This is a genomic window from Verrucosispora sp. TAA-831 (assembly GCF_050780145.1).
Classification (GTDB): domain Bacteria; phylum Actinomycetota; class Actinomycetes; order Mycobacteriales; family Micromonosporaceae; genus Micromonospora.
This window is the reverse complement of record NZ_CP192240.1, coordinates 4,007,740-4,031,230: the sequence shown is the minus strand read 5'-3', so window position 1 is coordinate 4,031,230 and position 23,491 is coordinate 4,007,740. Positions and strand designations below refer to the sequence as shown.

The 23,491-nt window shown below is 72.1% G+C and carries 23 protein-coding genes, 2 pseudogenes and 1 riboswitch; of the genes and pseudogenes, 11 read left to right on the top strand and 14 right to left on the bottom strand.

The window, feature by feature from the left end; translation table 11 throughout:
- Positions 1 to 26: 26 nt before the first annotated feature.
- Genes ACQVFL_RS18145 through ACQVFL_RS18135 form a run of 3 tightly spaced genes read left to right on the top strand, consistent with a single transcriptional unit; the run spans position 27 to position 3,242 of the window.
- Positions 27 to 512, top strand: a complete 486-nt coding sequence (locus ACQVFL_RS18145; protein WP_396694585.1) for a hypothetical protein — start codon at positions 27 to 29, stop codon at positions 510 to 512.
- A gap of 54 nt (positions 513 to 566) precedes the next feature.
- Complete coding sequence (locus ACQVFL_RS18140) at positions 567 to 2,549, top strand: histidine kinase (protein ID WP_431727086.1); 1,983 nt, start codon at positions 567 to 569, stop codon at positions 2,547 to 2,549.
- A 51-nt stretch (positions 2,550 to 2,600) separates the two neighbouring features.
- Positions 2,601 to 3,242: a response regulator gene (locus tag ACQVFL_RS18135; RefSeq protein ID WP_431727085.1), complete on the top strand. Its 642-nt coding sequence runs from the start codon at positions 2,601 to 2,603 to the stop codon at positions 3,240 to 3,242.
- 21 nt (positions 3,243 to 3,263) lie between these two features.
- On the opposite strand, the gene ACQVFL_RS18130 is transcribed toward ACQVFL_RS18135, so the two are convergent.
- Complete coding sequence (locus ACQVFL_RS18130) at positions 3,264 to 3,818, bottom strand: hypothetical protein (RefSeq protein ID WP_396694591.1); 555 nt, start codon at positions 3,816 to 3,818, stop codon at positions 3,264 to 3,266.
- Positions 3,819 to 3,930: 112 nt separating this feature from the next.
- Positions 3,931 to 4,887, bottom strand: coding sequence for an FAD-dependent oxidoreductase (locus tag ACQVFL_RS18125; RefSeq protein ID WP_396694593.1), 957 nt, complete (start codon positions 4,885 to 4,887; stop codon positions 3,931 to 3,933).
- 110 nt (positions 4,888 to 4,997) lie between these two features.
- On the opposite strand from ACQVFL_RS18125, the gene ACQVFL_RS18120 reads away from it, so the two are divergent.
- Positions 4,998 to 5,906, top strand: coding sequence for a LysR family transcriptional regulator (locus tag ACQVFL_RS18120; RefSeq protein WP_396694595.1), 909 nt, complete (start codon positions 4,998 to 5,000; stop codon positions 5,904 to 5,906).
- A gap of 29 nt (positions 5,907 to 5,935) precedes the next feature.
- Here the strand turns inward: ACQVFL_RS18120 and ACQVFL_RS18115 are convergent, their stop codons facing one another.
- From ACQVFL_RS18115 to ACQVFL_RS18100, 4 genes are read right to left on the bottom strand one after another with little or no spacing between them, the layout of a single operon-like run.
- Positions 5,936 to 6,415, bottom strand: a complete 480-nt coding sequence (locus ACQVFL_RS18115) for a hypothetical protein (protein ID WP_396694597.1) — start codon at positions 6,413 to 6,415, stop codon at positions 5,936 to 5,938.
- Positions 6,412 to 7,668 (bottom strand): signal peptidase I, encoded by a 1,257-nt coding sequence (locus ACQVFL_RS18110; RefSeq protein ID WP_431727084.1) that lies wholly within the window; start codon positions 7,666 to 7,668, stop codon positions 6,412 to 6,414. Before ACQVFL_RS18110 ends, ACQVFL_RS18115 begins: the two co-directional genes overlap by 4 nt.
- 12 nt (positions 7,669 to 7,680) lie before the next feature.
- Positions 7,681 to 8,313 (bottom strand): hypothetical protein, encoded by a 633-nt coding sequence (locus ACQVFL_RS18105; protein ID WP_396694601.1) that lies wholly within the window; start codon positions 8,311 to 8,313, stop codon positions 7,681 to 7,683.
- A 9-nt stretch (positions 8,314 to 8,322) separates the two neighbouring features.
- Positions 8,323 to 8,958 carry a SipW-dependent-type signal peptide-containing protein gene (locus tag ACQVFL_RS18100; RefSeq protein WP_431727083.1) on the bottom strand — a complete coding sequence of 212 codons (636 nt, stop codon included), beginning with the start codon at positions 8,956 to 8,958 and terminating at the stop codon, positions 8,323 to 8,325.
- 159 nt (positions 8,959 to 9,117) lie between these two features.
- Here ACQVFL_RS18100 and ACQVFL_RS18095 point away from each other — a divergent pair, with 159 nt between their 5' ends.
- The gene (locus ACQVFL_RS18095; protein ID WP_431727082.1) at positions 9,118 to 9,855 is read left to right on the top strand and encodes a VOC family protein; all 738 of its coding nucleotides are present in this window, start codon (positions 9,118 to 9,120) and stop codon (positions 9,853 to 9,855) included.
- Between the two features lie 13 nt (positions 9,856 to 9,868).
- Here ACQVFL_RS18095 and bluB read toward each other — a convergent pair whose 3' ends face one another.
- A complete protein-coding gene (gene bluB / locus ACQVFL_RS18090; RefSeq protein WP_431727081.1) occupies positions 9,869 to 10,504 on the bottom strand; it encodes a 5,6-dimethylbenzimidazole synthase in 636 nt (211 codons plus the stop codon).
- Positions 10,496 to 10,599: riboswitch (cobalamin riboswitch) on the bottom strand. (Overlaps the previous gene by 9 nt.)
- A 72-nt stretch (positions 10,600 to 10,671) precedes the next feature.
- Here bluB and ACQVFL_RS18085 point away from each other — a divergent pair.
- The 4 genes from ACQVFL_RS18085 (at position 10,672) to ACQVFL_RS18070 (ending at position 13,800) form a co-directional block, all read left to right on the top strand.
- A complete protein-coding gene (locus ACQVFL_RS18085; RefSeq protein WP_431727080.1) occupies positions 10,672 to 11,829 on the top strand; it encodes a MalY/PatB family protein in 1,158 nt (385 codons plus the stop codon).
- A gap of 57 nt (positions 11,830 to 11,886) precedes the next feature.
- Complete coding sequence (locus ACQVFL_RS18080; RefSeq protein WP_431727079.1) at positions 11,887 to 12,495, top strand: TetR/AcrR family transcriptional regulator; 609 nt, start codon at positions 11,887 to 11,889, stop codon at positions 12,493 to 12,495.
- A 121-nt stretch (positions 12,496 to 12,616) separates the two neighbouring features.
- Positions 12,617 to 13,201 carry a hypothetical protein gene (locus ACQVFL_RS18075; RefSeq protein ID WP_396694613.1) on the top strand — a complete coding sequence of 195 codons (585 nt, stop codon included), beginning with the start codon at positions 12,617 to 12,619 and terminating at the stop codon, positions 13,199 to 13,201.
- Positions 13,198 to 13,800, top strand: coding sequence for a hypothetical protein (locus tag ACQVFL_RS18070; protein ID WP_431727078.1), 603 nt, complete (start codon positions 13,198 to 13,200; stop codon positions 13,798 to 13,800). Before ACQVFL_RS18075 ends, ACQVFL_RS18070 begins: the two co-directional genes overlap by 4 nt.
- 6 nt (positions 13,801 to 13,806) lie before the next feature.
- Here the strand turns inward: ACQVFL_RS18070 and ACQVFL_RS18065 are convergent, their stop codons facing one another.
- The 4 genes and pseudogenes from ACQVFL_RS18065 to ACQVFL_RS18050 all read right to left on the bottom strand — a co-directional run bounded on the left by ACQVFL_RS18065 (position 13,807) and on the right by ACQVFL_RS18050 (position 16,212).
- Positions 13,807 to 14,097 (bottom strand): DUF427 domain-containing protein, encoded by a 291-nt coding sequence (locus tag ACQVFL_RS18065; protein WP_431727077.1) that lies wholly within the window; start codon positions 14,095 to 14,097, stop codon positions 13,807 to 13,809.
- 41 nt (positions 14,098 to 14,138) lie between these two features.
- Complete coding sequence (locus ACQVFL_RS18060; protein ID WP_396694619.1) at positions 14,139 to 14,636, bottom strand: metallophosphoesterase family protein; 498 nt, start codon at positions 14,634 to 14,636, stop codon at positions 14,139 to 14,141.
- 45 nt (positions 14,637 to 14,681) lie between these two features.
- Positions 14,682 to 15,108 (bottom strand): annotated as a pseudogene (locus ACQVFL_RS18055) (DUF664 domain-containing protein); the annotation flags it as partial.
- A 135-nt stretch (positions 15,109 to 15,243) separates the two neighbouring features.
- Positions 15,244 to 16,212 carry an AraC family transcriptional regulator gene (locus tag ACQVFL_RS18050; RefSeq protein WP_431727076.1) on the bottom strand — a complete coding sequence of 323 codons (969 nt, stop codon included), beginning with the start codon at positions 16,210 to 16,212 and terminating at the stop codon, positions 15,244 to 15,246.
- Between the two features lie 89 nt (positions 16,213 to 16,301).
- Between ACQVFL_RS18050 and ACQVFL_RS18045 the strand changes: the two are divergent.
- A pseudogene (locus ACQVFL_RS18045) lies at positions 16,302 to 16,916 on the top strand (SDR family oxidoreductase); the annotation flags it as partial.
- A gap of 279 nt (positions 16,917 to 17,195) precedes the next feature.
- On the opposite strand, the gene ACQVFL_RS18040 reads toward ACQVFL_RS18045, so the two are convergent.
- Both ACQVFL_RS18040 and ACQVFL_RS18035 read right to left on the bottom strand, forming a co-directional pair.
- Complete coding sequence (locus tag ACQVFL_RS18040) at positions 17,196 to 17,564, bottom strand: VOC family protein (protein ID WP_431729845.1); 369 nt, start codon at positions 17,562 to 17,564, stop codon at positions 17,196 to 17,198.
- Between the two features lie 28 nt (positions 17,565 to 17,592).
- Positions 17,593 to 17,910, bottom strand: coding sequence for a MerR family transcriptional regulator (locus tag ACQVFL_RS18035; RefSeq protein ID WP_396694627.1), 318 nt, complete (start codon positions 17,908 to 17,910; stop codon positions 17,593 to 17,595).
- 833 nt (positions 17,911 to 18,743) lie between these two features.
- On the opposite strand from ACQVFL_RS18035, the gene ACQVFL_RS18030 reads away from it, so the two are divergent.
- Positions 18,744 to 22,127, top strand: coding sequence for a S8 family serine peptidase (locus tag ACQVFL_RS18030; protein ID WP_431727075.1), 3,384 nt, complete (start codon positions 18,744 to 18,746; stop codon positions 22,125 to 22,127).
- A gap of 110 nt (positions 22,128 to 22,237) precedes the next feature.
- Here the strand turns inward: ACQVFL_RS18030 and aztD are convergent, their stop codons facing one another.
- Entirely contained in the window at positions 22,238 to 23,416 is a 1,179-nt protein-coding gene (gene aztD, locus ACQVFL_RS18025; RefSeq protein ID WP_431727074.1) for a zinc metallochaperone AztD, read from the bottom strand.
- Between the last annotated feature and the right edge of the window lie 75 nt (positions 23,417 to 23,491).

Sequence of the window (23,491 nt, the reverse complement as noted above, 5' to 3'; positions counted from 1 at the left end):
TTCGCGTGATCCTGAGGAGACCCACCATGACCCTGCCCACTCGTACGCCCGACGTCGCCGCCGCCGGCACCGACCCGCGCATCGTGTTGGTGGCCGGCGACGACACCTTCTGCCACGTCTACCGCAACCTCGCCGAACTGCTCGACGAGCAGAGGCACTACGACAAGCTCGACGGCCCGGTGGAGTTCTTCGACCCCACCGGCCGGCAGTTGATCCCGGTCTTCTCGCAGGACTGGCAGTTGATGGAACTGCACCCGTCGCCCCGCCCGGCCGCGCCGGAGGTCCTGCGCGAACGGTTCAAGGCGGTCCTGGCACACGTCGAGCGGTTCGTCCGGGAACGCCCGCAGGTGCTCGGCGACCACCGGATCGACGTCGAGGAGGTGCTGTCCGAGCTGCCCGACTGCGACGCTCCGAACTTCACCGACGTCGTCGACGCGTTGCCGTGGCACTCACACGGCCATCGGGGCAACCTGCTGCACAATGCCATGCACGCGGCGGGCTGGGCTCGCTGACCCGACACCTTTCCGACCGTCCCGGAGGCTCCCTTGTCGCCGACCCCGCCACCAGTGACCGTCCGCCGTCGGGCCCTGGCGGTGGCGGGGACGGTCGCCGCGCTGCTCGTGGTGATCGGCCACCTGTGGAGCCGGGACGCCGCCGCGCAGGGACCGGTCGCGGTGACCGCCAGCATGGCCGCCGCGTTCACCGCGCTCGGCGCGCTGGTGCTCGCCGGTGTGCCGGGCCACCCGGTCGGCCGGCTGATGACCGCGGCCGGGCTGACGTCCGCCGTGGCCGCCCTGTCGTTGAGCTGGACCGGGATCACCCCGGTCGCCTGGGTGGGGCAGTGGCTCTGGTGGCCGCCGTACGGCCTGGTCATCCTCGCCCTGCTGGTCTTCCCCGACGGCCGGCTGCCCGGACGGCGCTGGCGTCCGGTCGCGTACCTGGTCGTCGTCAGCACCGCCGTGGCCACCCTGGCGCTGGCGGTGGCCGCGCTCAGCGACCCCCGTCGGCTGTTGCTGTCAGCGGAGCCGGCCGCCACCGCGCAGGCCCGCACCCTGGTGCAGATCGCCCTGCTGGCGATCGGCGTCGAGGTGCTGGCGCTGCTGGCGGTGTTGGTCTCGCTGGTCGGTCGCTGGCGGCGTGCCACCGGCGAGACCCGCCAACAGTTGGCCTGCCTGCTCGCCGCCGCAGTGTTGTTCCTGCTCGGACTGGTGCTCGACGCGCTCAACCTCTCCGGGGCCTGGGTGCTCATGGTGATCGCCATTCCCGGGGCGATGACCCTCGCCGTGTTGCGCTACCGGCTCTACGGCCTGGAACAGGTGATCAACCGTACGCTGGTGTGGCTGGTGATGAGCCTGCTGCTGATCGTGGCCTTCGTCGCCACCGTGAGTCTGCTGCGTGACCTGGTGCTGCGCGGCGACACCTCGAACGCCTCGCTGGTGACCACCGGGCTGATCGCGGTGACCTTCGAACCGTTGCGGCACCGGGTGCAGCGCGGCGTCAACCGGCTGCTCTACGGCGAGCGCGACGAACCGTACGCGGTCCTGGCCCGCCTCGGGGACCTGCTGGAACGCACCGTCGAGCCGCAGGCCGTGCTGCCGCTGCTCACCCGGACCGTCGCCGGCTCCCTACAGGTGCCCTACGTCGCCGTCGAACTGGCCGCCGACGGCGACCACGACCCGGAGCGGCCCCCGAAGATGCACGCCGAACACGGCCGGCCCTCCGGATCGGTGGAGCGGTTCGACATGGTCACCCACGGCGAGCGCGTCGGCTGGCTGGTGGTGGCCCACCGTACGCCCGGCACCCGCTTCACGCCCGTCGAGCGACGCCTGCTCAGCGACGTCGCCCTGCACGCCTCGGTGGCGGCGGCGACCGCGCGCTTGATCCGTGACCTGCGGGCCTCCCGCGAGCGACTGGTCACCGCTCGGGAGGAGGAGCGCCGTCGGCTGCGCCGTGACCTGCACGACGGGCTCGGTCCCACCTTCGCCGGCATGTCCATGCAGGTACGGGCCGCCCGCAAGCTCGCCACCGACCGGGAGCGACTGGTCGGCATCCTCGACGGGCTCGCCGAGGACCTCCGGACCTGCACCGCCGAGGTACGGCAACTGGTCGACCAACTGCGTCCACCCGCCCTGGATCGTGGACTGGAGTCGGCCCTGCGGGCGGAGTGCCAGCGCTTCGACGGCCCCGGCCTGTCCGTGCGACTGCGGGTGGAGGACGGACTGGAGCGGCTGCCCGCCGCCGTCGAGGTGGCGGCGTACCGGATCGTCGGCGAGGCCCTGGCCAACGTGGCCCGGCACGCCCAGGCCACCACCTGCGACGTGGTGGTCCGCCGGGGCCGGGCCCTGGTCGTCGAGGTCAGCGACGACGGCGTCGGCATCCGCGCCCGCCGCCCGGGCGGCGTCGGCCTGGACTCGATGCGCGAGCGCGCCGCCGAACTGGGCGGCGAGTGCGACCTGGTCGACCGCGAACCGCAGGGCACCCTGGTACGGGTACGACTGCCGGTCCAGCCGGTCGCATCGACCCCCGTTCCGGTGGATGGACCCGGCTGACAGCATGAGGCGGGCCGGTCGAGGCGGTCGGGCCGGAAGTGGGGCGAGGAGATGTCCGGACAGGGACGGGTGCTGATCGTGGACGACCATCCGGTGGTCCGCCGTGGACTACGGATCATGTTGGAGGGGGAGAAGTGGGTCACCGCCGTGCTGGAGGCCGCCACCTGCGCGGAGGCGATCCGTCTGGTGATGACCGAGCCGGTCGACGTGGTCGCCATGGACGTGGGTCTGCCCGACGGCGACGGTGTCGAGGCCACCCGCCGGATCGTGCGGGACCGGCCGGCGACGGCCGTGCTCATGCTCACCATGGCCGACGACGACGAGGTGGTGAGCCGGTCGCTGCACGCGGGCGCCCGGGGATACCTGCTCAAGGACACCGACCCCGACGTGATCATCGACGCGCTGCGGACCGTGGCCGGTGGTGGACTCGTGCTCGGCCCCCGGGTCGGCCCTCGGGTGCTGGCCGGCCTGCAACGCCGGCCGGTGGAGCTGCCCGCACCGTTCGACCAGCTCACTCCGCGCGAACGGGACATCCTGCGCTACCTGGCGGCCGGCGAGACCAACGCCCGTATCGCCCGCCGGGTCGGGTTGAGCGAGAAGACGGTCCGCAACCAGCTCTCCGCGGTCTTCGCCAAGCTCGGTGTCTCCGATCGGGTCCAGGCGGCCCTCCTCGCCCGCGACGTCGGACTCTAGGCGGACACCACCCGCCCGGCGTCAGCTCAACGTGAAGGTCACGTCGTCGACGTCGAAGGTCGTGACGCCGTTGCCGGCCGTCTCGCTGGCGACGAAGCTGACCGTCGCGGTGCGTTCGGTCGTCGCCGTCCCGGTCGCCATGGCGTACTCGCGCCACTGCGCCCCACCGTCGAAAGCCAGCGAGAACCTCGTCTTCGGCGGTGTCCCGGTGACCGCCAGCCCGACGTTCAGGTAGTCGCTCCGGCTGGTCTCCGTGGTCGTGGTCCGGGCCCAGAACCGGACCGTCAGGTCACAGTCGGCGGGCACGGTGACGGTGGTACGCAGCAGATCCGACCGGGTCACGTCCAGCCCGGCGAAGGTGGCGTAGGCGCGGCCGGAGTGTGCGGGCCGCGCCGCGTCCCCGAGTACGACGATGCGGGGTCCGGCCGTCCAGCCGGTGGTGCCGCGTTCGAACCCCGGGTTGGCGTGGATCTGCCCGGCGCAGGTCGCGGCGGTCGGCACCGGACCGGCGGGCGCGCTGCCCGTGGCCAGGAACAGCAGGGCCGTAGCCGAGACGGTGGTGACGAGACCCCTCATTGTTCCTCCCCGTGTCACAGCATCAATGGAATCGACCCTGCTCGATGGTCGGCGGTGCGTCAAGTCCTTCCCGCACCCGCTCCGCCCGGTGGCCCCACAGCCGTGTCCCCGCTCAGGTGCCCATCACGAGGTCGGCCACCTCGGCGGCGCACCCCCAGGACAGGGTGACCCCCGCTCCGCCGTGGCCGTAGGCGTGCACGAGCCGGCGTCCCGGACTGATCGACGGGTCCACCTCGACCCGGGGGCCGCCGTGGCGGGCCGGACGCAGCCCGATCCGTTCGCCGAGCACCGGGGCGTCGGCCAGTTCCGGCACGAGTGCGACGCAGCGCCGTCGGATCGCCGCCGCGGTGTCCGGGTCGGGCGCGGTGTGCCCCACTCCCGGCTGGTACGTGCCACCGAGGACCACGTCGTGTCGGCGCGGGTGTACGTAGGTGATCCCGGCCGGGTCGTCCTCGTCGCGTACCGAGACGGTCAGGCCCGGGTTCGCCACCAGCACCAGATGCCCGCGCACCGGATGGACGGCCGGGTCGACGGCGAGTCGACCGGCGGCCAGGCCGGTCGCGTTCACGACCGTGGGCGCGAGGTCGAACGCGTCGGTGAGCCGGTCCACCCGGTGGCGTACCAGCCGCCCACCGTCGGCCGCCAGCCGCTGCCGGAGCCAGGCCAGGTACGGCGTCATCTCCACCGTCGGCGCGGTGAACCGCAGCACTGCCGTGTACGGCGGCGTCGCCGGCTCCGCCACCAGGTCCGCGCACGCCGCCGACCACCACGGCGGCCCGGTGTACGGGCCGCGCAGCAGCATCCGGGTCGGCCGGTCGACCACCCCCGGCACGCCGTCGGCCGCCTGGCGGCTCAACTCGATCCGGGTCCGGCGTGCCCAGTCCGACACCCGGGGATCCTCGTCGGTGTGGCTCGGATACCAGACCGCGGCGGCCACCGTGGACACCGTGTCCGCCGGATCGTCGGCCGACAGCACGGTCACCCGTGCCCCCCGTCGCGCGAGGGTGACGGCTGCCGTCATCCCGACGATCCCGCCGCCGACCACCACCACGTCCGTCGCTGCCGTCATCGCTCGCTCCCGTCTGTCGGACCGCCTGTCTCGAATCGTGGCGGCGACGTGGCGGCGACGTCCAAGACGAAGTGGGCCGGTCGGCGATAAGCGGCGCTTATGGTGGCTCCATGTCCGACGCGCCGACCCTCGAAGCCTGGTCCGACCTGCGCCGACTGCGGTACTTCGCGGTGCTCGCCGAGGAACTGCACTTCACCCGGGCCGCCGCGCGGCTGCGCGTCGCCCAGCCCGCGCTCAGCCAGCAGATCCGGGCACTGGAACGTCAGCTCGGCGTGCCGCTCCTGCACCGCACCAGCCGGGGCTGCACGCTGACCGAGGTGGGCGCGCGGGTCGCCGACGAAGCCGCTCGGCTGCTCGCCGAGGTGGACGCGGCGACCGCCCGCATCCGTGGTCTGGTGCGCGGGCGGGGTGGCCGGCTGCGGCTGGCGTACACCCGGTCGGCGCGCGGCGGTCGGGTCGACGACCTGGTGGCCCGGTTCCGGGCCGCCCACCCGGAGGTCGAGGTGGTCCCGGAGACGGCCTGGACGGCACCGAACGTGGCCGGGCTGCTGGCCGGACGGCTCGACGCGGCGTTCGTCCGCCCGCCGCTCGACGAACCGGCGCTGGCCTGCCGGACGGTCGACACCGAGGAACTGCTGCTGGCCCTGCCCGCAGATCACCCACTGGCCGCCGGTCGCCGCCGGATCAGCCGGGCCGAGGTGGTCGACCTGCCGGCCGTGATGTGGCCCCGGGAGAACGGCCCCGGCATGTTCGACCGGACCATCGCGCAGGTCTGGCCGCGCGGCGGCTTCCGGCTCGTCCGGCAGGAGCCGGACGACGAGCAGTTGCTGCGGGCGGTGGCACAGGGCGACGTGGTCGCGGCCGTCCCGGCCGGTCGGGCGCGCGCGCTGCGGATGCGCGGGGTACGCCTGCGCCGCTTCACCGCCCCGACACCCACCGTGGACGTCGCCCTGGCCTGGCCCCGCGACAGCACGAACCCGGCCCTGCGCCGGTTCCTCGCGCTGCTGGCCCAGCCCTGAACCGCGCGAGGAGCACGGCTGTCGCGGTACTACGGCACGCTGCAGGTGTAGAGCACCGCGGTCACCATGCCGAGCGTGCCGGTGACCTGGGTCGACGTCCAGCCACCGGGGCCGTTCGCGACCAGTTGGAAGGTGCCGCTGCCGATGGAGAGCAACCCGCCGGGCACGCTGACGCTGGTGGCGGTGGGGCCGAGCGTCCCGCCGCCGGTGAAGCCGCCGGACAGCGACCACGTGAAGCCGCTGCGGGTGAGGCCGCCGACCGGCAGTGTCCAGGTGAAGGTCGGCGGCGTGAGCACACCCGCGCTGCACTGCAGGTTGGTCGGGGGGCTGACGACGCCGGCCTGCAGCGTGCCGCGGCCGTACTCGGTGTCGGTCCACGCCGCGAGCGTCGACTGCGGCGGTGCGAGCACCCCGACCGTGAAGGCGAGAACCAGGGCGGCCGTACCCGCGATCCACCGTCGCCCGGTCCGCGTCCCGGCCCCTCGGAGCGGGATCCGCGCACGTCTCACGGCTGCCCCACCCGGATGCGGCGTCGGCGTACGGCGAGCACGAGCAGCAGGCCGGCGAGCAGCGCGCCAGCCCCGACGGCCAACGGTGTCCGCAGGTCGGGCCCGGTACGCGGAAGCGGACCGACCGTGCCGCCGGCCGAGGCCCGGTCACCGAACCCGGTCGCGGTGACGACCAGGTCCGCCGACCCGGAGGCCGTGGAACCCGCGAGCAGACTCGCGGTGACCAGGACCCACCGTTGCTGGTCGGCGTGCATCGAGCTGATGGTGATCGGTGCCGTGGTCAACCTGGTGGCCGGACCGTCCGCCAGGACCTGCTGCGCCTGGCCGGTGGGGCAGGCGCCCCTCACCCACCGCTGCGGGCAGACGGCGGCCGTCACCTGGAGTCCGTCCGGCCTGGCGGCGAGCGGACCGGAGGCCGACAGCGAGATGGTCACGGTGCCGGGCTGCGGCGCGTGTGCCGAGACGCCCACCTGCCAGGGCACCGGTTCCTCCGGTGCCATGGTGGTCATCCGCGCCTCGTCGCCGATCGAGACCAGGGTCAGGAACCGGCTCCGGATGACGTCCTCGGCGGGGTCGGCGCGGGCCGGGCCGGGTGCCGCCAGCACCGCAGCGGTGACCCCGGGTAGCACCGCCACGGCCAGCAGCAGGCATCGCAGGGTCGGACTCGCGTGCGCGCCCGTCTCCCGGTCCGGCGGCTCCCCGTCCGGCCCGGACCGGCCCGGCCGCCGATGGCGAGCCGGTGGCCGGGGCTCGCCGCGCGGCCAGAAGGCCCAGGTGACGATCGCGGCGGTGCCGATCGTGATCGCGCTCATCGCGTACACGTTCGACACGGTGCGGACCGCGTACCCGAGCCGGGGCGCCGACCACTCGACCCGCCGTACGTGGGTCACCGCGTACGGTGCGGCGTCGTTGGACTCGTTCGCGTCCCCGCGCATGGTGAGCAGGCGCGTGGACCCGCCGCCGTCGGCGATCTCGACCACCCGGTGGGTGATCGGTGCCAGCGGCGTACGGTCGACGGTCACGACGTCTCCCACGGCGACCTCGGACGCGGGGATCTCGCGTACCACCGCCAGTGATCCGGCGGGAATGCTCGGGCTCATCGACCCGGTCTTGAACAGGATGAGCGAGATGTCGAAGAAGAACGCCAGCGGGACGAGGACGACGCACACCGTCCCGCCGACGGCGAGCAGGGTCAGCACCAGGTCGCCGACCCGCGCGAGGAGTCCGCGCCGCTGACGCGCTCGTCCCACCATCCGAGGTGTCCTTTACGTAGACGTGGCAGTGAATTCCCAGGTGACGGCACCGGTGGTGCCCTGGTAGGAGTTGCCGGCGCCGGACTGGACGCGTACCTCGAAGCAGAACCGCAACGAAGGTGTCGCGCCGGCCGGTGCCGTGATGGCCGACGACACCGGCGAGCCCGGAACCGAGGTGACACCCAGATAGCTGGGCCCGACGATCCACGTCGGCGTACCGGTGAACGCGGCGGCGGCACAGGTGGTGCTGGTGGTGGCGGTCCGCACCGCGCGGTACTCCAGTGCCGGCAGCAGGGCACCGGCGTTGTTGGACGAACTGGTCAGCGCGACCGTGCCGCCGACGTTCGTGGTGGCTGTCGTCCGGATGTCGAGGTAGGCGTAGAACGAGACCGAGGGGGACATCGCCGTCGCGTTGAACGCCAGCGTCGCGGCGTTCGCCGCCGGGGTGTGGCTGGCCCAGGTGCTGGACGCGGTCTGTGACTCGGTGCCGAAGACACTGGCCGCGAACGACCCGGTGCCGTACTCGCCGTCGGTCCACGCGGCGAGCGTGGACGTCGTGCCCAGGCCGATGACCAGGGCGGCGGCGAGTACGGCACGGGTTCGGCGGAGCCGTGGTGTCCCGGCCTGCGTGCGACGGTTGACCACGGCCACCACCTAGACGGATTCGGCGAGGAGCTGCCAGGTCTCCGTCACCGACGTGCCCTGCACCAGACCGGAGCCCGCCGTGACGACGAAGCACAGGAACACCGGCGCGCCGGGTGTCGTGGGCGGGGTGCCCTGGGTCAGGTTGAACGACAGCGCGCCGGTCACCGAGTCGAGCGCGGTGCCCTCGGGGACGATCCAGGTCGGAGTGGTGGGTGTCGGAGCACAGTCACCGAACGTCGGCACGGTCGCGATGCCGTAGGTGAGGCCGACGAAGGCGGGCGGCGCGGGGGTGGCCGACGCCACCGTGACGGTCGCGTCGTACGTCGTGGCCGCGGTCAGGCGCACCGCGAACGGTGCGGCGACCACGTCGTCCGGGCTCATGTTGTCGAAGCCGGTGCTGAACGCCAACGCCGCCGCCGTGCCGGCTGTCGGGTGCTCGGCGTAGGTGGTGCCGTCCGTGCTGCCCTCCATGCTGAAGCTACCGGCGGTGAACGTGCCCGTGGCGTACTCGGAGTCGTTCCAGGCGGCGAGGGTGATCGTGGCGCCGAGGCCGAGTGCGAGCCCGCCGGCCAGGATCGCCTTGAGCTTGCGATGACCTCCTCGACTGCTCGACTCGCCCGTCGTCATCCCTGTCGGTCCAGTCAATGTGTCCTCCTCGTGCATCCCCGTAGGCGTGCTGTCACGCAGGGACACGATAGAACTCCAATGCGGACAACTCGGGCATAAGTCCCAAAACTTCACGGAGGTGTATCGACCAGCATCAAGTAAATCGAAATCGACTCGCATTGCCGCTAGCATCGCCGGATGGCAACGCGACTCGTGCAGATCAACATGAAGGCCCGGGACGACTCCGCGCTGGGCGGTTTCTGGGCGGCGGCGCTCGGCTGGGGCATCGCCAGCGAGGAACCCGGTGTCACCAACCTCGAACCCGAGGGCGTCGGCTACCCCGACCCGGCCGCCGTCTTCGTCGACCTCGTCGCCTCCGCCGAACCCAAGACGGCGAAGAACCGGGTCCACCTCGACCTCGCCACCACCTCGACGGAGCACCACGCCGAGACGGTCGCGCGCCTGAAGGATCTCGGCGCCACCCTCGCCGACGTGGGGCAGGGCGACGTCGCGTGGACGGTGATGGCCGATCCCGAGGGCAACGAGTTCTGCGTCCTGGACCCCCGACCGGCGCACCGGGACATCGGACCCGTCGCCGCCGTCGTGGTCGACTGCGCGGACCCGCGCGCCATGGCCGACTTCTGGAGCACCGCCACGGACTGGCGCCTGCACGAGGTCACCGACCGTGCAGCGGTCCTGCGCTCCGCTGCGGACGTGGGCCCTTACCTGCAGTTCCTCCGTACGCCCGACGTGAAGACCGGGTGGAACCGGGTCCACCTCGACGTCCGTCCGTATCCCGGTGACGATCCGCAGATCGAGGTGGACAGGCTGCGGACCCTCGGTGCCACCACGGTGGACGTCGGCCGCGACGATCTGCCGTGGACGGTGCTGGCCGACCCGGAAGGCAACGAGTTCTGCCTCCTCGCCCCCGGCTGACGCACACCCGGGGTCAGTGGCCCGAACGCTCCCAGCGGTCCCGGTGTACCGCTGCCCGCCAGGGGCGGCGCTGCCGCCAGCCGTGCCGTTCCAGATCGGGCACCTGCTCCAGGTGGGTGACCGGGCCCAGGCACAGCCAGGCCACCGGGCGGACACCCGCCGGGATCCGCAACAGATCCTGCACGAACGGCTCCCGGTAGAACGACACCCAACCCACGCCGAGTCGCTCGGCCGTGGCCGCCAGCCACAGGTTCTGGATGGCCAGGCACACCGAGTACAGGCCGGCGTCGGCGATGGCGTGCCGGCCCAGCACCGCCGGGGACCCCCGGTCGGGGTCGTACGTCACCACGACGGACAGCGTCGACTCCAACACCCCGTCGATCTTGATCCGGCTGAACCGGCGTGCCTCCTCCCCGTGCAGACCGGCGGCGAAGACGTCCCGCTCCTGCTGCACGTGACGGTGGAACTCCGCCCGCAGCGCGGGATCGCGGACCAGGATGAAGTCCCACGGCTGCGACAGACCGACGCTGGGCGCGGCATGCGCGGCGGCCAGCACCCGATCGAGGACCTCGGTCGGGATCGGTGCGCCGGTGAACTCACCCCGTACGTCCCGGCGGGCGTGGATGACCTCGTACACATCGTCGAACATGGGCAGCTCCCCGGTCGGCGCGGCGGGCCCGTGCCGGATTCGCACCGGCTTCCCGATTCTCCCCACCACGGGTGGGACACCTCGCAACAGTTCGTGCCGCCGAGCACCATACCGGACACCGTCGACCGTCGGCGCTGCCGGAAGATCGAGTCACTAGTCTCGGTGTCGTGACCTCCGAGCCCACACCTCTGCGGCAGCTCACCCTGGATCAGCTCCGGAAGCGCACGAGCGAGAAGTGGCGCGCCCACCCGGGCGAGGTGCTGCCGATGTTCGTGGCGGAGCTGGACGCGCCGTTGGCCGGGCCGGTCGTCGACGCGATCACCGAGGCTGTCCGGCGCGGCGACACCGGCTACCCCGCCGGCACCGCCTACGCCGAGGCGTTCGCCGACTTCGCCCGCGACCGGTGGGACTTCGACGGCATCGCCGTGGACCGCACCACGATGGTCCCGGACGTGATGAGCGGCATCGTCGAGGTCCTCGACGTGATCTGCGGTCCGACCGATGCCGTCGTGGTCAACTGCCCGGTCTACGCGCCGTTCTACCAGGTGGTGGGGCGCACCGGCCGCCCCATCGAGGAGGCCCCGCTCGGCGCGGACGGCCGGATCGACATGGCGGGCCTGGACGACGCGTTCCGGCGCGCGGCGGGACGTGGCTCCCGGCCCGCGTACCTGCTGTGCAGCCCGCACAACCCGACCGGCGCCGTGCACACCGCCGACGAACTCGCCGAGGTCGCCGCGTCGGCCCACCGTCACGGTGTCCGCGTCGTGGCCGACGAGATCCACGCGCCGCTGGTGCTGGCCGGGGCGCGGTTCACGCCGTACCTGAGCGTGCCCGGCGCCGAGAACGGCTTCTCGGTCATCTCCGCGTCCAAGGCGTGGAACCTCGCCGGTCTCAGGGCTGCCGTCGCCGTCGCCGGACCCGCGGCGGTCGACGATCTCGCCCGCGTCCCCGCCTGGGTCAACGAGGGGCCCAGCCACGTCGGTGTGCTGGCCCACGTCGCCGCCCTCCGGGACGGCGTCGGATGGCTCGACGCCCTCCTGGCCGACCTCGACGAGAACCGTCGTCGCCTCGCCCGGCTGCTGGCCGAACACCTTCCCACGGTCCGTTACCGCCCCGGTGAGGGCACCTATCTGGCCTGGCTCGACTGCCGCGCCCTCGGCCTGGGCGACGACCCCGCCGCGACCTTCCTCGATCGCGGCCGGGTGGCGCTCAGTCCCGGCCCCGTCTTCGGCACCGGGGGAGCGGGACACGCGCGATTGAACCTCGGCACCACCCCGGAGCTGATCACCGAAGGAGTACGACGAATGGCCGAGGCGCTGACCTGACGCCGGTGGCACTGCCGGCCCGGCCTGACGACGCCCCGGGTTGCTACCGTGGTGAACATGTATGCACCCGCGGATCGCACCGCGAAGGCGATCATTCGGGACACCGCTCTGGAACTCTTCGGCGAGCAGTGGCCGGCGGCGGCGTCGCTCAAGCAGGTGGCGGAGCGCGCGGGCGTCTCGCAGTCGCTCATCATCAAGCACTACGGGTCGCGGGAGGGCCTCGTCGCCGCCGTGGACGCGCACGTGCTGGGCGTGTTGGGCAACGCGCTGGAGGCGCTCGCCGAGACGGCCGGTTCCGGTCCGCCCGACCGCTTCCTCGCGTCGGCCGACGCGCTGTCCTCCCCGGCGGCCACCCGGTATCTCGCGCACCTGCTCGTCGGTACCACGTCGCGCTCGGTCGAGGCGTACCGGATGGTGCAGGGGTTCGCCGACTCGCTGATGAACCGGATGGCCGACGCGGGCGCGGTCGCGCGAAACGTGGACCGGGCACAGCTCGCGGTCGTGCTGCTCGCCCACGAGCTGTCCATCATCCTGCTGCGCGACCGCATCACCGACGTGCTCGGCGCCGATCCGATGGGTCGCGACGGCCTCCGGCGTTGGTGGGACACCATCGACCGGCTGTACTCCGGCACCGCGATCCAAGCCCCCGTACCAGCCGACGGCTGAGTGTCGCCTCCGGGCCGGGCCGTTTCATACCGGCCCCCGGCGCAGCCCGAACTCGACGGGTGCACAAACGTTCACTATGCTGAGCGATAGTTCACCAATCGTCTCCGAGCGAACGGCAGCCATGCCCACGACCACGTCCCCGAGTCCGCCGCGCGGTCCGGTCTCGCGGCTCAACGACCTGCTCGTCGCGCCCGGAGCCACGCGGGCGGAAAGTCGGCTCAGCTACCTCACCGCAGGTGTCGGCGCGACCGTCGCCGGGGCCGTGGGCGCCGCTGCCGGCTACCCGGTGCCGATCGTCCTCCTGCTGACGGTGCTCGGGTTCGACCTGTTCGGTGGTGCCGTCGTGAACGCCACCGTGTCCGCGTCGAGGAGATTCCACACCGGCGTCGACGTTGTCCGGCGACAACTGGTCTTCGTGGCGGCCCACGTCCACCTGCCCGTCGTCGCGTTCGTCCTGCCCGCGTACCCGTGGTCGACCGCGATCGTGCTCTATGCCGGCACCCTCGCCGCCGCCGTGCTGATCGCCACCGCCGCACCGGCGCTGAAACGCCCACTCGCGTTCGCGGCCGCGACCCTGCTGCTCGTCGCGGCGGTCACGCTCTCACCGGTCCCGACGGCACTCGCCTGGTTGGCACCGATGCTCATCCTCAAACTCCTGCTCGGACACCTGCTGCCCGGCTCCCGGACCACGGAGGGGACGTCATGACCGAGACCGGACAGACCCGCACGCGCACCGATGACGTGGCCGTGTCCGAGCGCGCCCTGGCCCGCACCGGGACCCTCGTCCTCGCCGGCTTCGCCCTGCTCTGGGCGGTCTCCGGCCTGCACCTCGCGCCCGCCGCCGCGCGCATCCCGCTGCTCGTCGCCGCGACCGTGATCACCGCCGTCGTCCTGGCCCTGGGGGTGACCCGGCCTCGACCGCAGGTCACCCGGCGTCTGTCGGCATCCTGGATGCGCCGGTTCAACCGGGTCGGCGTCGTGCAGGGACTGCTGATCGGCGGCGTCTGCCTGGTCGCCGTGCCGACCGGACACCCGAGGCTGATCCCCACCCTCGTCCTGGTCGTCGTCGCGGCGCACTTCGTGCCACTCATCGCGATCCTCCGGCAACGCGAGTACGTGGGCACCGCGCTCGCGCTCGCCCTGGTGGCCGTCGGGTCCCTCGTCTCGTACGTCATGGGAATGCCGGAACTCGCGGCGGCCGTCACCTCGCTCGGCGCGGCCGTGGTGCTCTGGACGACCGCGGTGGTGGTCACCCGACCGGTGGTGGCGGTGAGCACTCCGTCGGAAACGGTGAGTCGGGTGTGACGAGAGTCAGTCCTCCCCGACGACGGTGACGTCCTTCCAGAACGCGACCCGGTCCCGGACCATCTCCGCCTCCGGCAGCGGCTCGGGGTAGTACCAGACCGCGTCCACGCTGGTCTTCCCGTCGTGCTCCAACGTGTAGTAGGACGCGGTGCCCTTCCACGGGCAGAACGTGTGCGTGTCGGAGTCGCGCAGCAGGTCGTCGCGGAGCGCCGTACGGGGGAAGTAGTGGTTCCCCTCGACCACGACGGTGTCCGTGCTCTCGGCGAGGACCACATCGTTCCAGATCGCTCTCGGCATGGTCCCAGACTATGCCGATCCGTGCGCCGGTCCACCCCTCGTCATCGCGGCACCTCGTGCAGTGTCACGGCGTCGAGCCGACCGTGGGCGACCTCGGCGGTGAGGTACGTGGCGTACGGCTGACGCCGCCGGTCGGTCGGCGAACCGGGATTGAGCAGTCGCAGGCCACCGGGCGCCTCGCTGTCCCAGGGGATGTGGGAGTGCCCGAAGACGAGCAGGTCGCAGTCGGGGAACCGGGCCGCGCACCGCCGCTCCCGGCCACCGGCCGGACCGGTCTCGTGCACCACGGCCATCCGCAGACCGCCGACCTCCGCGCGGGCGATCTCCGGCAACCGGGTACGCAACTCGGGACCGTCGTTGTTGCCGAAGACACCGATCAGCCGGGCGCTGCGTCGCTCCAGATCGTCGAGCAACGACGCACTGACCCAGTCTCCGGCGTGGACGACGAGGTCGGCCGCGTCGACGGCCGCCCACAGCCCGGCCGGCAGATCCCGCGCACGTTTCGGCAGGTGGGTGTCCGCCATGATGACCAACCGCACGCGGCCAGCGTAGCGTCGTCCGCACGCGGTGACCGGCCGGAGCGGCTAGGCGAAGCGGTCGGCCAGTCGCGTCAGCTTGGCGAGGTACTCCGGCCACGGATAGTCGGTCGGGATGTTGGTGTTGTCCTGCCGTAGGCCGATCGCCGTGTCGAGCTGCTCGCGCATGATGTCGGCGTGACCGGCATGACGCGTGAGGTCCCAGATCACGTGGATGATGACCCGCTGCAACGTCACCGCCTGCCGCTCCGGCCGCCACCACGACACCCGTCCGGGCGCGTCGAGCGGCAGCTCGGTGATGGTCTGATCCGCGAAGGCCGCGACGCGGCGGTACAGGTCGATCAGGCCGTCCTGCGTCTCGTCCTCACGCGCGTACCAGTCCGCCTGCGGGTCCTCGTCGAAAGCCGACTCGGAGACCAACTCCTCGGGGGGTCGGGAACGCGCGACCGAAGGTGGGCCCGAAGTAGCCGGCGGCGGGAGGCCAGGACCTCGTCCCTGGTCCACCTGCACCGCCGTCGGAGTGCCGGGCTCGTCCACGTGCCGCTGCTCCTTCACCCGCACCGCTTACCGGCCCAAGCCGGTCGGGGCCGACCGCCTGTTCGGCAGCACGTCAGCGGGGCAGGGTCTGCCGGGGAACCGGCCCGGTCGATGGCGGGTCGATCGTCGCTGCCATCTGTCCTGCGGACTGCGCGAGCCGGCGGTGCTCGCTGGGGCTCACCCCATGGACCCGTTTGAAGGCCGTGCTGAAACCGAAGGCGTCCGAGTAGCCGAGTCGACGCGCCATGGCGGCGACCGTCACGGTGGTGTCGGTCAGCATGTCGGCGGCGAGGGCCATCCGCCAGTCGGTCAGGTAGGTCAGTGGCGGCTCACCCATCAACTCGGTGAATCGTTTCGCCAGCGTCGTGCGGGACACCCCGGCCCGGGCCGCCAGGGAGGCGAGCGTCCACGGCTCACCCGGGGCGTCGTGCATGGCGCGGAGCACCGGGCCCACCGTGTCGTCGCCCAACGCCCGATACCAGTGGGGTGCCGCCGCGCCGGGTTGGTCGAACCAGTCCCGGATGGTGCAGTCCAGCAGGCGGTCCAGCACGATCTGTCGACCCGGGCGGCATCCGCCGAGCTGGAAGTCCAGGTAGTCGCGCAGCGACGAACAGTCGTGGTCGTCCGGTACGACCAGCACCGGCGGGAGCACTCCGATCAGCCGCTGCGGTGCCTGGCCCCGGACGTGGTAGGCCCCGGCCAGCAGCAGCATCTGCTCGGCCGTGCCCGGCTCCGCCGTCGGTGTGCCCGGCGGCTGGTGACAGTCGACGTCGCGCATCTCGTCGGGCCGGAACGTCGACCGGGGCTCGGCGGAGAGGACGAAGGGGTGTGGTCCCCGCACCACGACGGCCTCGCCGCCCCGGACCCGAACCGGCTCGTCGCGTTCCGGGTGGACGATCCACGCCTCGCCGCGCAACGGAACGCAGAGCGTCAGAGGTGCGCCGTCGGTGAACCGCAGCGCCCACGACGGCGAGAGCACCGACCTGCCGAAGGCGGCGCCCTCGGCGCGGACGTCCCGCAGCAGGGTGTCGAACGGATCCATCGCTTCACCCTAGGGGTGCGGACGATCGCACATGCCGCGCGTACGACGAGCCATGTCCTGCCGACGGGAGGGCGGGTTGACTCGTGGCCATGACGAAAGAAACGAACGAGATCCTCGTCATCGGGGGGACCGGGAAGACCGGACGTCGGCTGGTGCGGGCGCTGCGGGCGTCCGGCGAGCGGGTACGGGCGGCTTCCCGTTCGGGCGAGGTGCTCTTCGACTGGACGCAGCCGGACACCTGGCAGCCCGCGGTGGCGGGGGCGTCGGCCGTGTATCTGATCGCCCCGGCGGACCCGGCGGTCGCCGACGACTTCGTGTCACGAGCGGTGACGTGGGGCGTCGGCCGCTTCGTGGCGCTCTCCGGACGCGGGATCGACAGGATCGACCGCGAGTTCTCGCCGAGCATGCTCGGCGCGGAGGAGGCGGTCCGTGCCTCCGACGCGCACTGGACGATCATCCGGCCGAACAACTTCCACCAGAACTTCGACGAGGACCTGTGGCGGCAGCCGCTGGTCGAGGGTCGCCTCGCCCTGCCGATGGACGCCACACCGGAACCCTTCGTCGACGCCCAGGACATCGCCGACGTCGCGGCGACCCTGCTGACCGAGGACGGCCACCACGGGCAGGTGTACGAGCTGTCCGGCCGCCGGGCACTGACCTTCGCCGAGGCGGTGGCGACGATCGCCGAGGTGTCCGGTCGGGCCATCCGGTACGTGGAGTTGACGCCGGAGGAGTACCGGACCGAGGTGCTCGCCGAGGGCTGGTCGGAGGCGGACGCGGCGGCGCTCAACCTGATGTTCGCCGGGATGGGGCCGGCTACCTCGCCCAGCCGACCGACACCGTGCGGCGGCTGCTCGGACGTGAACCGATCGACTTCGACACGTACGTCGAGCACGCCGCGTCGGCCGGTGCCTGGTCGTGACGCGGCGCCGCCGTCGGGCCGCTCGAACGTGACGGTCTTCCCGACGCCGCGCGTCGCCGCGCTACCCCTCGGCCCAGACGCCCAACTCGTTCCCACTCGGGTCGGTGAAGTGGAAGCGACGGCCGCCCGGGAACTCGTACGGCCCCTCGACGACCTCACCGCCGGCCCTCCGGACGGCCTCGACGCTGCGGTCCAGGTCGGCCGAGTAGAGCAGCACCAGGGGGCCGCCGGTCCGCACCTGCTGGTCCTGGCGCAGACCGCCCACCTCAGGCCCGGAGGTCGGACCGTGGATGCCGGCGTACGCCGGCCCGTAGTCGGTGAACTGCCAACCGAACGCCTCGGCGTAGAAGCGCTTGGCGTCGGCCAGGTCGGTGACGGTGAGCTCGACGTAGTCGAGGGCATGGTGCCGGTGCGAGGTCTGCTGGGACATGCCCACCATTCTTCACCGGGGGTACGACTCAGGTGTCGGCTTCCTGTCGGCGCCGGTACTCCTCGTTCTGCCGGCGGGCCTCCTCGAGCTGGTCCTCAAGGATGATGATCCGGCAGGCGGCCTCCAGTGGAGTGCCCTGGTCGACCATCTCCCGCGCTCGGGCGGCCAGGCGCAACTGGTAGCGGGAGTATCGGCGGTGCCCGCCGGCCGACCGGGACGGGGCGATCAGCTTCGCCTCGTCGAGCCGGCGCAGGAAGTCCTGTGACGCGCCGGTGATCTCCGCGGCGCGGCCCATCGTGTAGGCGGGGTAGTCGTCGTCGCCGAACATGTCATCGGGTTGGGCCATAAACGAATCTCTCCATGACGAGGGCCCCGGCGCTTGTGCGCCGGGGCCCGGGATTACGGGTTGGAAACACCATCTACCGACTGGTCCGTCGGGTTCTCGTATCCGCACCTGCCGCCGTCGGCGTGGGGCGCGAGGATCGCATAAGCGTGACCGGAGACCACCTTTCGTTCGATGGAACCTGCGGTGTCCGCGCCAGTGGTGCAACCGTTTCCTGGCAGCGGGCGATCCAACGGTGTTCAGCCCTCCCTTTCCTCTACTTCCACCATGTGTCGTGCTGCCCGCCGGTGTCGGAGCCCACGCGACTTCATGGCCCCACACACGTGCGGCGAGCTGTCCTGCCGGGTCGGGGAAACGCCCCGCCCGTGTTGCCCCTGACCGGGAACTGCGTCAGGTCCTGCTGCGGTGCCGTGTCGTGGCACCGCTGTGCCGAGCGAGCCGCGATGGTTCCGGGCCCTGCTTGGTGCTCGGTCTTACCCGTCTGCGTCTTCCTCAGACCTCATCTGTCAACACCAGGAACACTAGCCAGATCGGATGCGAATGTCTAGTGCTTCGAGCATAGATTTTCTCGTTCACCCCCCGAGATCGTGAGATCGCGGTCAGTGCGGAAGGCTCCGGGGGTGCGGGAGTGGGGGAATTCGTCGCGGAGCGAGTGGGCGCGGGTGATCACCTGCCACCCACCGGTGGTGGCCGACGACGCGGCAGGATCCGTCAGCGCCCGATGATCGACTATGCGGCGGATCCGTACCGAGCCCGCAAACTCACCGTCCTAACAGGAATCTGATGAGTGGTCCGGATGATGCTTCTACGTCTTGATCGTCTGATGTGGAGGTCTGATGAGAGGACTGAAACGGGTCGGTGCGGCCGGGCTGGCCACCGCTCTCGTGCTGGGGCTGGGGCAACCCGGCTGGGCTGTGCCGGGCGGGGGCGGTACGCCCGGTGGTGGTGGACCCGGCCTCGGCGGCGGGGCGTCTGCCAGGGCCGACCACCAGCCGGCGACGGTCACGCTGATCACGGGGGACCGGATCACCGTCGACCGGGGCGGTCGGGTGACGATCCGTCCGGCGAAGGATCGCGCGGACATGCGCTTCCGGTCCCACCGGATCGACGGCGAGATGCACGTCGTACCCGCGGACGCGGTGCCGCTGATCGCCTCCGGCGTGCTGGACCGTCGGCTGTTCAACGTCAGCAAGCTGATCGAGTACGGCTACCACGACGCCGCCCGCGACCGGCTGCCGATGATCATGGCGTACCCGGACGGGGCCGCAGCCCGACGGGGCGGCTCGCCGGTGCCCGGTGGCGAGGTCCGGGTGGACCGGGCGCTCCCGGCGATCGAGGGAGCCGCGGTCAGCGCGGACAAGGCCGACCTGGCCGACGTCTGGACGGAGCTGACCGGAGCCGAGGAGGTCGCCGACCGCATTCCCGGCGTCGAACGGATCTGGCTCGACGGGAAGCGCCGCCCGGCGGTGGACCGGGGGGTACGGCAGATCGGGGCGCCGGCCGCGTACGAGGCGGGCTTCACCGGAGCCGGGGTGACCGTCGCGCTCCTGGACAGTGGCGTCGACCTGACCCACCCCGACCTGGCCGACGCGGTGAGCGAGGCGGTCACCTTCGTGCCGGACACCGACCCGGTCGACCGGCACGGGCACGGCACGCACGTGGCCTCGACCATCGCCGGCCGGGGCACCGCCTCCGGCGGCAAGTACCGGGGTGTGGCGCCGGACGCCGACCTGGTCTCCGCCAAGGTCTGCGACGACTGGTGCGAGGACTCGGCGATCCTCGCGGCGATGCACTGGGCGGCCGTGGACAAGCAGGCCGCCGTCATCAACATGAGCCTCGGCCGGTGGGACGGGCCGGAGATCGACCCGACGGAGGAGGCGGTGAACACGCTCACCGCCCAGACCGGCGCCCTCTTCGTGATCTCGGCCGGCAACGACGGACCGGGTGCGCGTACGGTCGGCTCGCCGGGCAGCGCGGACGCCGCGCTCACCGTCGGGGCGGTCGACCGGGACGGAAGTCTCGCGGACTTCTCCAGCCGAGGCGCGCGGGTCGGTGACGACGCCGTGAAACCGGACATCACCGCTCCGGGCGTCGGGATCGTCGCCGCCCGGGCGGCCGAGGGCGTGATGGGCGTACCGGTCGACCAGCACTACGTCGCCGAGTCCGGCACCTCGATGGCCGCGCCACACGTGGCGGGCGCGGCGGCGCTGCTCGCGCAGCAGCACCCCGACTGGGACGCGACGCGCCTCAAGTCCGCCCTGATGGGCTCGGCCAACCCACGGCCGGGTGACACCGCGTACCAGCAGGGGGCGGGCCTGGTCGACGTGGCGCGGGCCGTCGGGCAGGCGGTGACCGCCGATCCGCCGAGCGTGTCGTACGGCCGCACCCAGTGGCCGCATCACGACGACGACCCGATCACCCGGACGGTCACCCTTCGCAACGACGGGACCGAGCCGCTCACCCTCGACCTGACCTGGCAGATCATCGGGCCGGACGGCAAGGCCGCCCCCGCCGGCATGTTCCGCACCGCAGCACCGCAGGTCACCGTGCCGGCCGGTGGCTCCGCCGAGGTGGCCGCCACGGTGGACACCAGCGTCGACGGAGTGGACGGCTACTACAGCGGGCACCTGGTCGCGACCGCCGGTGAACGCCGTACCGTCGTCCCGGTCGGGGTGCACCGCGAGGTGGAGAGCTACGACCTGACCGTCCGACACCTCGACTCGACGGGGGCGGCAGCCGACACGTACTGGACGCTGGTCAACGGGATCGACGGTCCGGCGTACGAGGCGCTCGACGGCACGTCCGGCGGGCCCACCACCATCCGGATCCCCACCGGCCGCTACGCCGTGACCGGCCTCGTCGAGGAGTTCGGCGAGCGGGAGCGCAGCACCGTGCTGAGCCGACCGGAGATCGACCTGAACCGGGACCTGACGGTCACGCTGGACGCCCGGAAGGGCAAGCGGATCACGGCGACGGTGCCGGAGCGCACTGCCCGCCCGGTGCTGGTGCAGGCCGGGGTGCTGGTCGACATGTACGAGAACGCACCGGCGAAGATCGACGTGTGGGCCGGCGGGTTCGACGCCCTCTACACGGCCCAACTCGGTGACCGGGCGACCCACGACCACATCAGCGGCTTCGTCGCACACCAGTGGGCCAGGCCGGACGGCGACGGCGGTTTCGCCGGTAGCCCGTACATCTATCACCTGGGTGAGGGGTTCCCCGGCCGGTTGCCCACCGGCTACCGCAAGGACGTGCGGCGCGCGGAGTTGGCCACGGTACGGCACGAACTGCGCGGCGAACGCCTGGGCGACATGGTCGAGCGGAGCATGACGGCGGAGTTCGACGGGGTGTACGGCTGGACCGCGAGCGCGTCGGTGCCGGTCGGCGACGTCTGGACCGAGTACCACAGCACCACGGACACCGCCTGGTCGGGTGCGGTCAGTGTCGCGCAGAGCGGCGACGGGGAGCTCGACGAGGAGTTCCGGAAGATCCTCTACGGCGCGTCGGAGCGATACCGGGCCGGACGCAGCTACCGGGACGTGTGGAACGCCGCGCCGATCGGGCCGACCCTGCTGCGCAACGACACCCCGTTCAGCAGCGCGAGCCGGATCGAGGACTTCATGCGGATCGACATCCCGCTGCACGGCGACGCGGCCGGGCACGGTGGTGTCTCCAACGGGGACACCGGTCGGACCGCGCTCTACCGGGGCGACGAGCTGGTCGACGAGTACACCGGGGCGCTCGACGCCGGTTTCGGCTTCTTCGAGGTGCCGCCGGCGGCGGCGTCGTACCGACTGGAGACCACGTCCCGGCGCAGCTTCACCGAGTTGTCCACCGAGGTCGCTCTGACCTGGCGGTTCCGGTCCGCCCGGCCGGCCGGGGACGACTGGGAACGCCTGCCGGTCATGGTGGTGCGGTTCGATCCGAAGCTGGGCCGCGACGCCGCCGCGCCGGCCGGTGGGCGCCTGGACATCCCGCTGCGTGTGCTCGGCAACGAGGGGGTCGCGGTGACGCCGAAGAAGGTCACCGTGCAGGTCTCCTACGACGACGGCAGGATCTGGCAGCCGGCCACGGTCCGCTCTGTCGGCTCGACGTGGACCGCGACGGTCCAGCACCCCCGTTCCGGCGGGTACGTGTCGCTGCGCGCCTCGGTCACCGACCGGGCGGGCAACAGCGTCGACCAGACGATCGTCCGCGCGTACCGGCTGCGCCGGGGGTGACCTCGGTCGACGGCTGCTGCGGCGGCTGACCGCGCACCGTGCCGCCCGGTCGATCCAACCGGGCGGCACGGCCGGTCCGTGAGGCGACCGGAGTTCGGGGTGTCGTGGGATCAGTGCGCGGTGAGCGTCCCGCTGATCTCGTTCGGGGCCGACGGCAGTTCCACCGAGCCGACGATCGTGCCGGTGGTCAGGTCGAGCCGGTGCACCTTCCGGGTGGCCGGTTCGGTGACGTAGGCGGTGTCGCCGCGGACGAACAGGGCCGGGCGGGGCTCCTGCCAGTTCATCGGCTCCTGCCAGGCGGCGACCACTGGCCACGAGGCGGTGAAGGTGCCGGTGGCGGGGTCGACCACGTGCAGCTTGCCGTCGGTGCCGAGGATCAGGCCCGCACCCTTCGGGCCCCGGGCCAGCGACCGGAAGCTGTAGCTGACGCCCTCGGGCATCGGCACCACCTTCAGGGCGTTCGCGGCGGTGTCGATGAGCGCGAACTGCTCCGGGAACTCCCGCTCGGCGTCCGGATCGATCTTGTAGTCACCGAGCAGGACGGGCGAGTCGTCGCTGCCGACCTGGGTGCCGACGGCACCGTACGCCCGGTCGCTGGGAACCTTGACGAACGCGCCGTTCTTGAACAGCAGGACGCCGTCCTTGCAGCCGAACGCGACGACCTCGCCCTGGGCGACGGCCTCGCCGTGAACGCCGGGGCACTCCTCGCTGCGGGCGAACTCCCTGCCCTCCTTGTCGAGCGCGATCGCGCCGGGGCGGGACTCCTCGGTGCCCAGGGTGACCACGAGGGTGCCGTCGCGCAGTTCGACCGCCACGCCGTGGTGCGGCTGCGCGGTCCGGTACTGGCGTGCGGCGGGCTTGCCGTCGGTGAGGTCCGCGGAGGCGAAGCTGTGCACCTCACCGGTGCCGTCGGTGAACAGGATGGTGCGGTCACCGTGCAGGACGACGTGGCCGGGCTTCGCGCCGGGGTAGCTGATGTCGGTCATCCTGCCCGCGGCGGCGTCGAGCACCTGGAATCCGGCCTCGGTCGAGACGAAGACCCCGGTGGCGTTGCCGGCCGGGTTCACCCGGTTGAACCCGTCCAGAGCGATGGTGTGCGCCACCCGCAGGGTCTCGCCGTCGAGCACGTAGATGCCGCCCTCGTAGGTGATCGCCACCGGATCCTGCACCGAGTCGGTGCCGGCCGGTGCGGGCGATCCGCTCTCCTCCGTCGTCTCGGCGGCGCATGCGGTGAGTGCCAGCGATGCGGCCAGCACCGCGGCCAGACCACGGCTTCTGCGTGGAGTCACGATCATTTCCCTTCTAATGAAACTGACAACCATTTCCAATAACTGTACAGAGGTGTGCCCGGACCGGACGTGCCG

Coding starts and splice junctions, on each gene's coding strand:
- ACQVFL_RS18145 (WP_396694585.1), top strand. CDS start 27: ATGACCCTGCCCACTCGTACGCCCGACGTCGCCGCCGCCGGCACCGAC.
- ACQVFL_RS18135 (WP_431727085.1), top strand. CDS start 2,601: ATGTCCGGACAGGGACGGGTGCTGATCGTGGACGACCATCCGGTGGTC.
- ACQVFL_RS18130 (WP_396694591.1), bottom strand. CDS start 3,818: ATGAGGGGTCTCGTCACCACCGTCTCGGCTACGGCCCTGCTGTTCCTG.
- ACQVFL_RS18125 (WP_396694593.1), bottom strand. CDS start 4,887: ATGACGGCAGCGACGGACGTGGTGGTGGTCGGCGGCGGGATCGTCGGG.
- ACQVFL_RS18120 (WP_396694595.1), top strand. CDS start 4,998: ATGTCCGACGCGCCGACCCTCGAAGCCTGGTCCGACCTGCGCCGACTG.
- ACQVFL_RS18110 (WP_431727084.1), bottom strand. CDS start 7,668: ATGGTGGGACGAGCGCGTCAGCGGCGCGGACTCCTCGCGCGGGTCGGC.
- ACQVFL_RS18095 (WP_431727082.1), top strand. CDS start 9,118: ATGGCAACGCGACTCGTGCAGATCAACATGAAGGCCCGGGACGACTCC.
- bluB (WP_431727081.1), bottom strand. CDS start 10,504: ATGTTCGACGATGTGTACGAGGTCATCCACGCCCGCCGGGACGTACGG.
- ACQVFL_RS18080 (WP_431727079.1), top strand. CDS start 11,887: ATGTATGCACCCGCGGATCGCACCGCGAAGGCGATCATTCGGGACACC.
- ACQVFL_RS18075 (WP_396694613.1), top strand. CDS start 12,617: ATGCCCACGACCACGTCCCCGAGTCCGCCGCGCGGTCCGGTCTCGCGG.
- ACQVFL_RS18070 (WP_431727078.1), top strand. CDS start 13,198: ATGACCGAGACCGGACAGACCCGCACGCGCACCGATGACGTGGCCGTG.
- ACQVFL_RS18065 (WP_431727077.1), bottom strand. CDS start 14,097: ATGCCGAGAGCGATCTGGAACGATGTGGTCCTCGCCGAGAGCACGGAC.
- ACQVFL_RS18050 (WP_431727076.1), bottom strand. CDS start 16,212: ATGGATCCGTTCGACACCCTGCTGCGGGACGTCCGCGCCGAGGGCGCC.
- ACQVFL_RS18040 (WP_431729845.1), bottom strand. CDS start 17,564: ATGTCCCAGCAGACCTCGCACCGGCACCATGCCCTCGACTACGTCGAG.
- ACQVFL_RS18035 (WP_396694627.1), bottom strand. CDS start 17,910: ATGGCCCAACCCGATGACATGTTCGGCGACGACGACTACCCCGCCTAC.
- ACQVFL_RS18030 (WP_431727075.1), top strand. CDS start 18,744: ATGAGAGGACTGAAACGGGTCGGTGCGGCCGGGCTGGCCACCGCTCTC.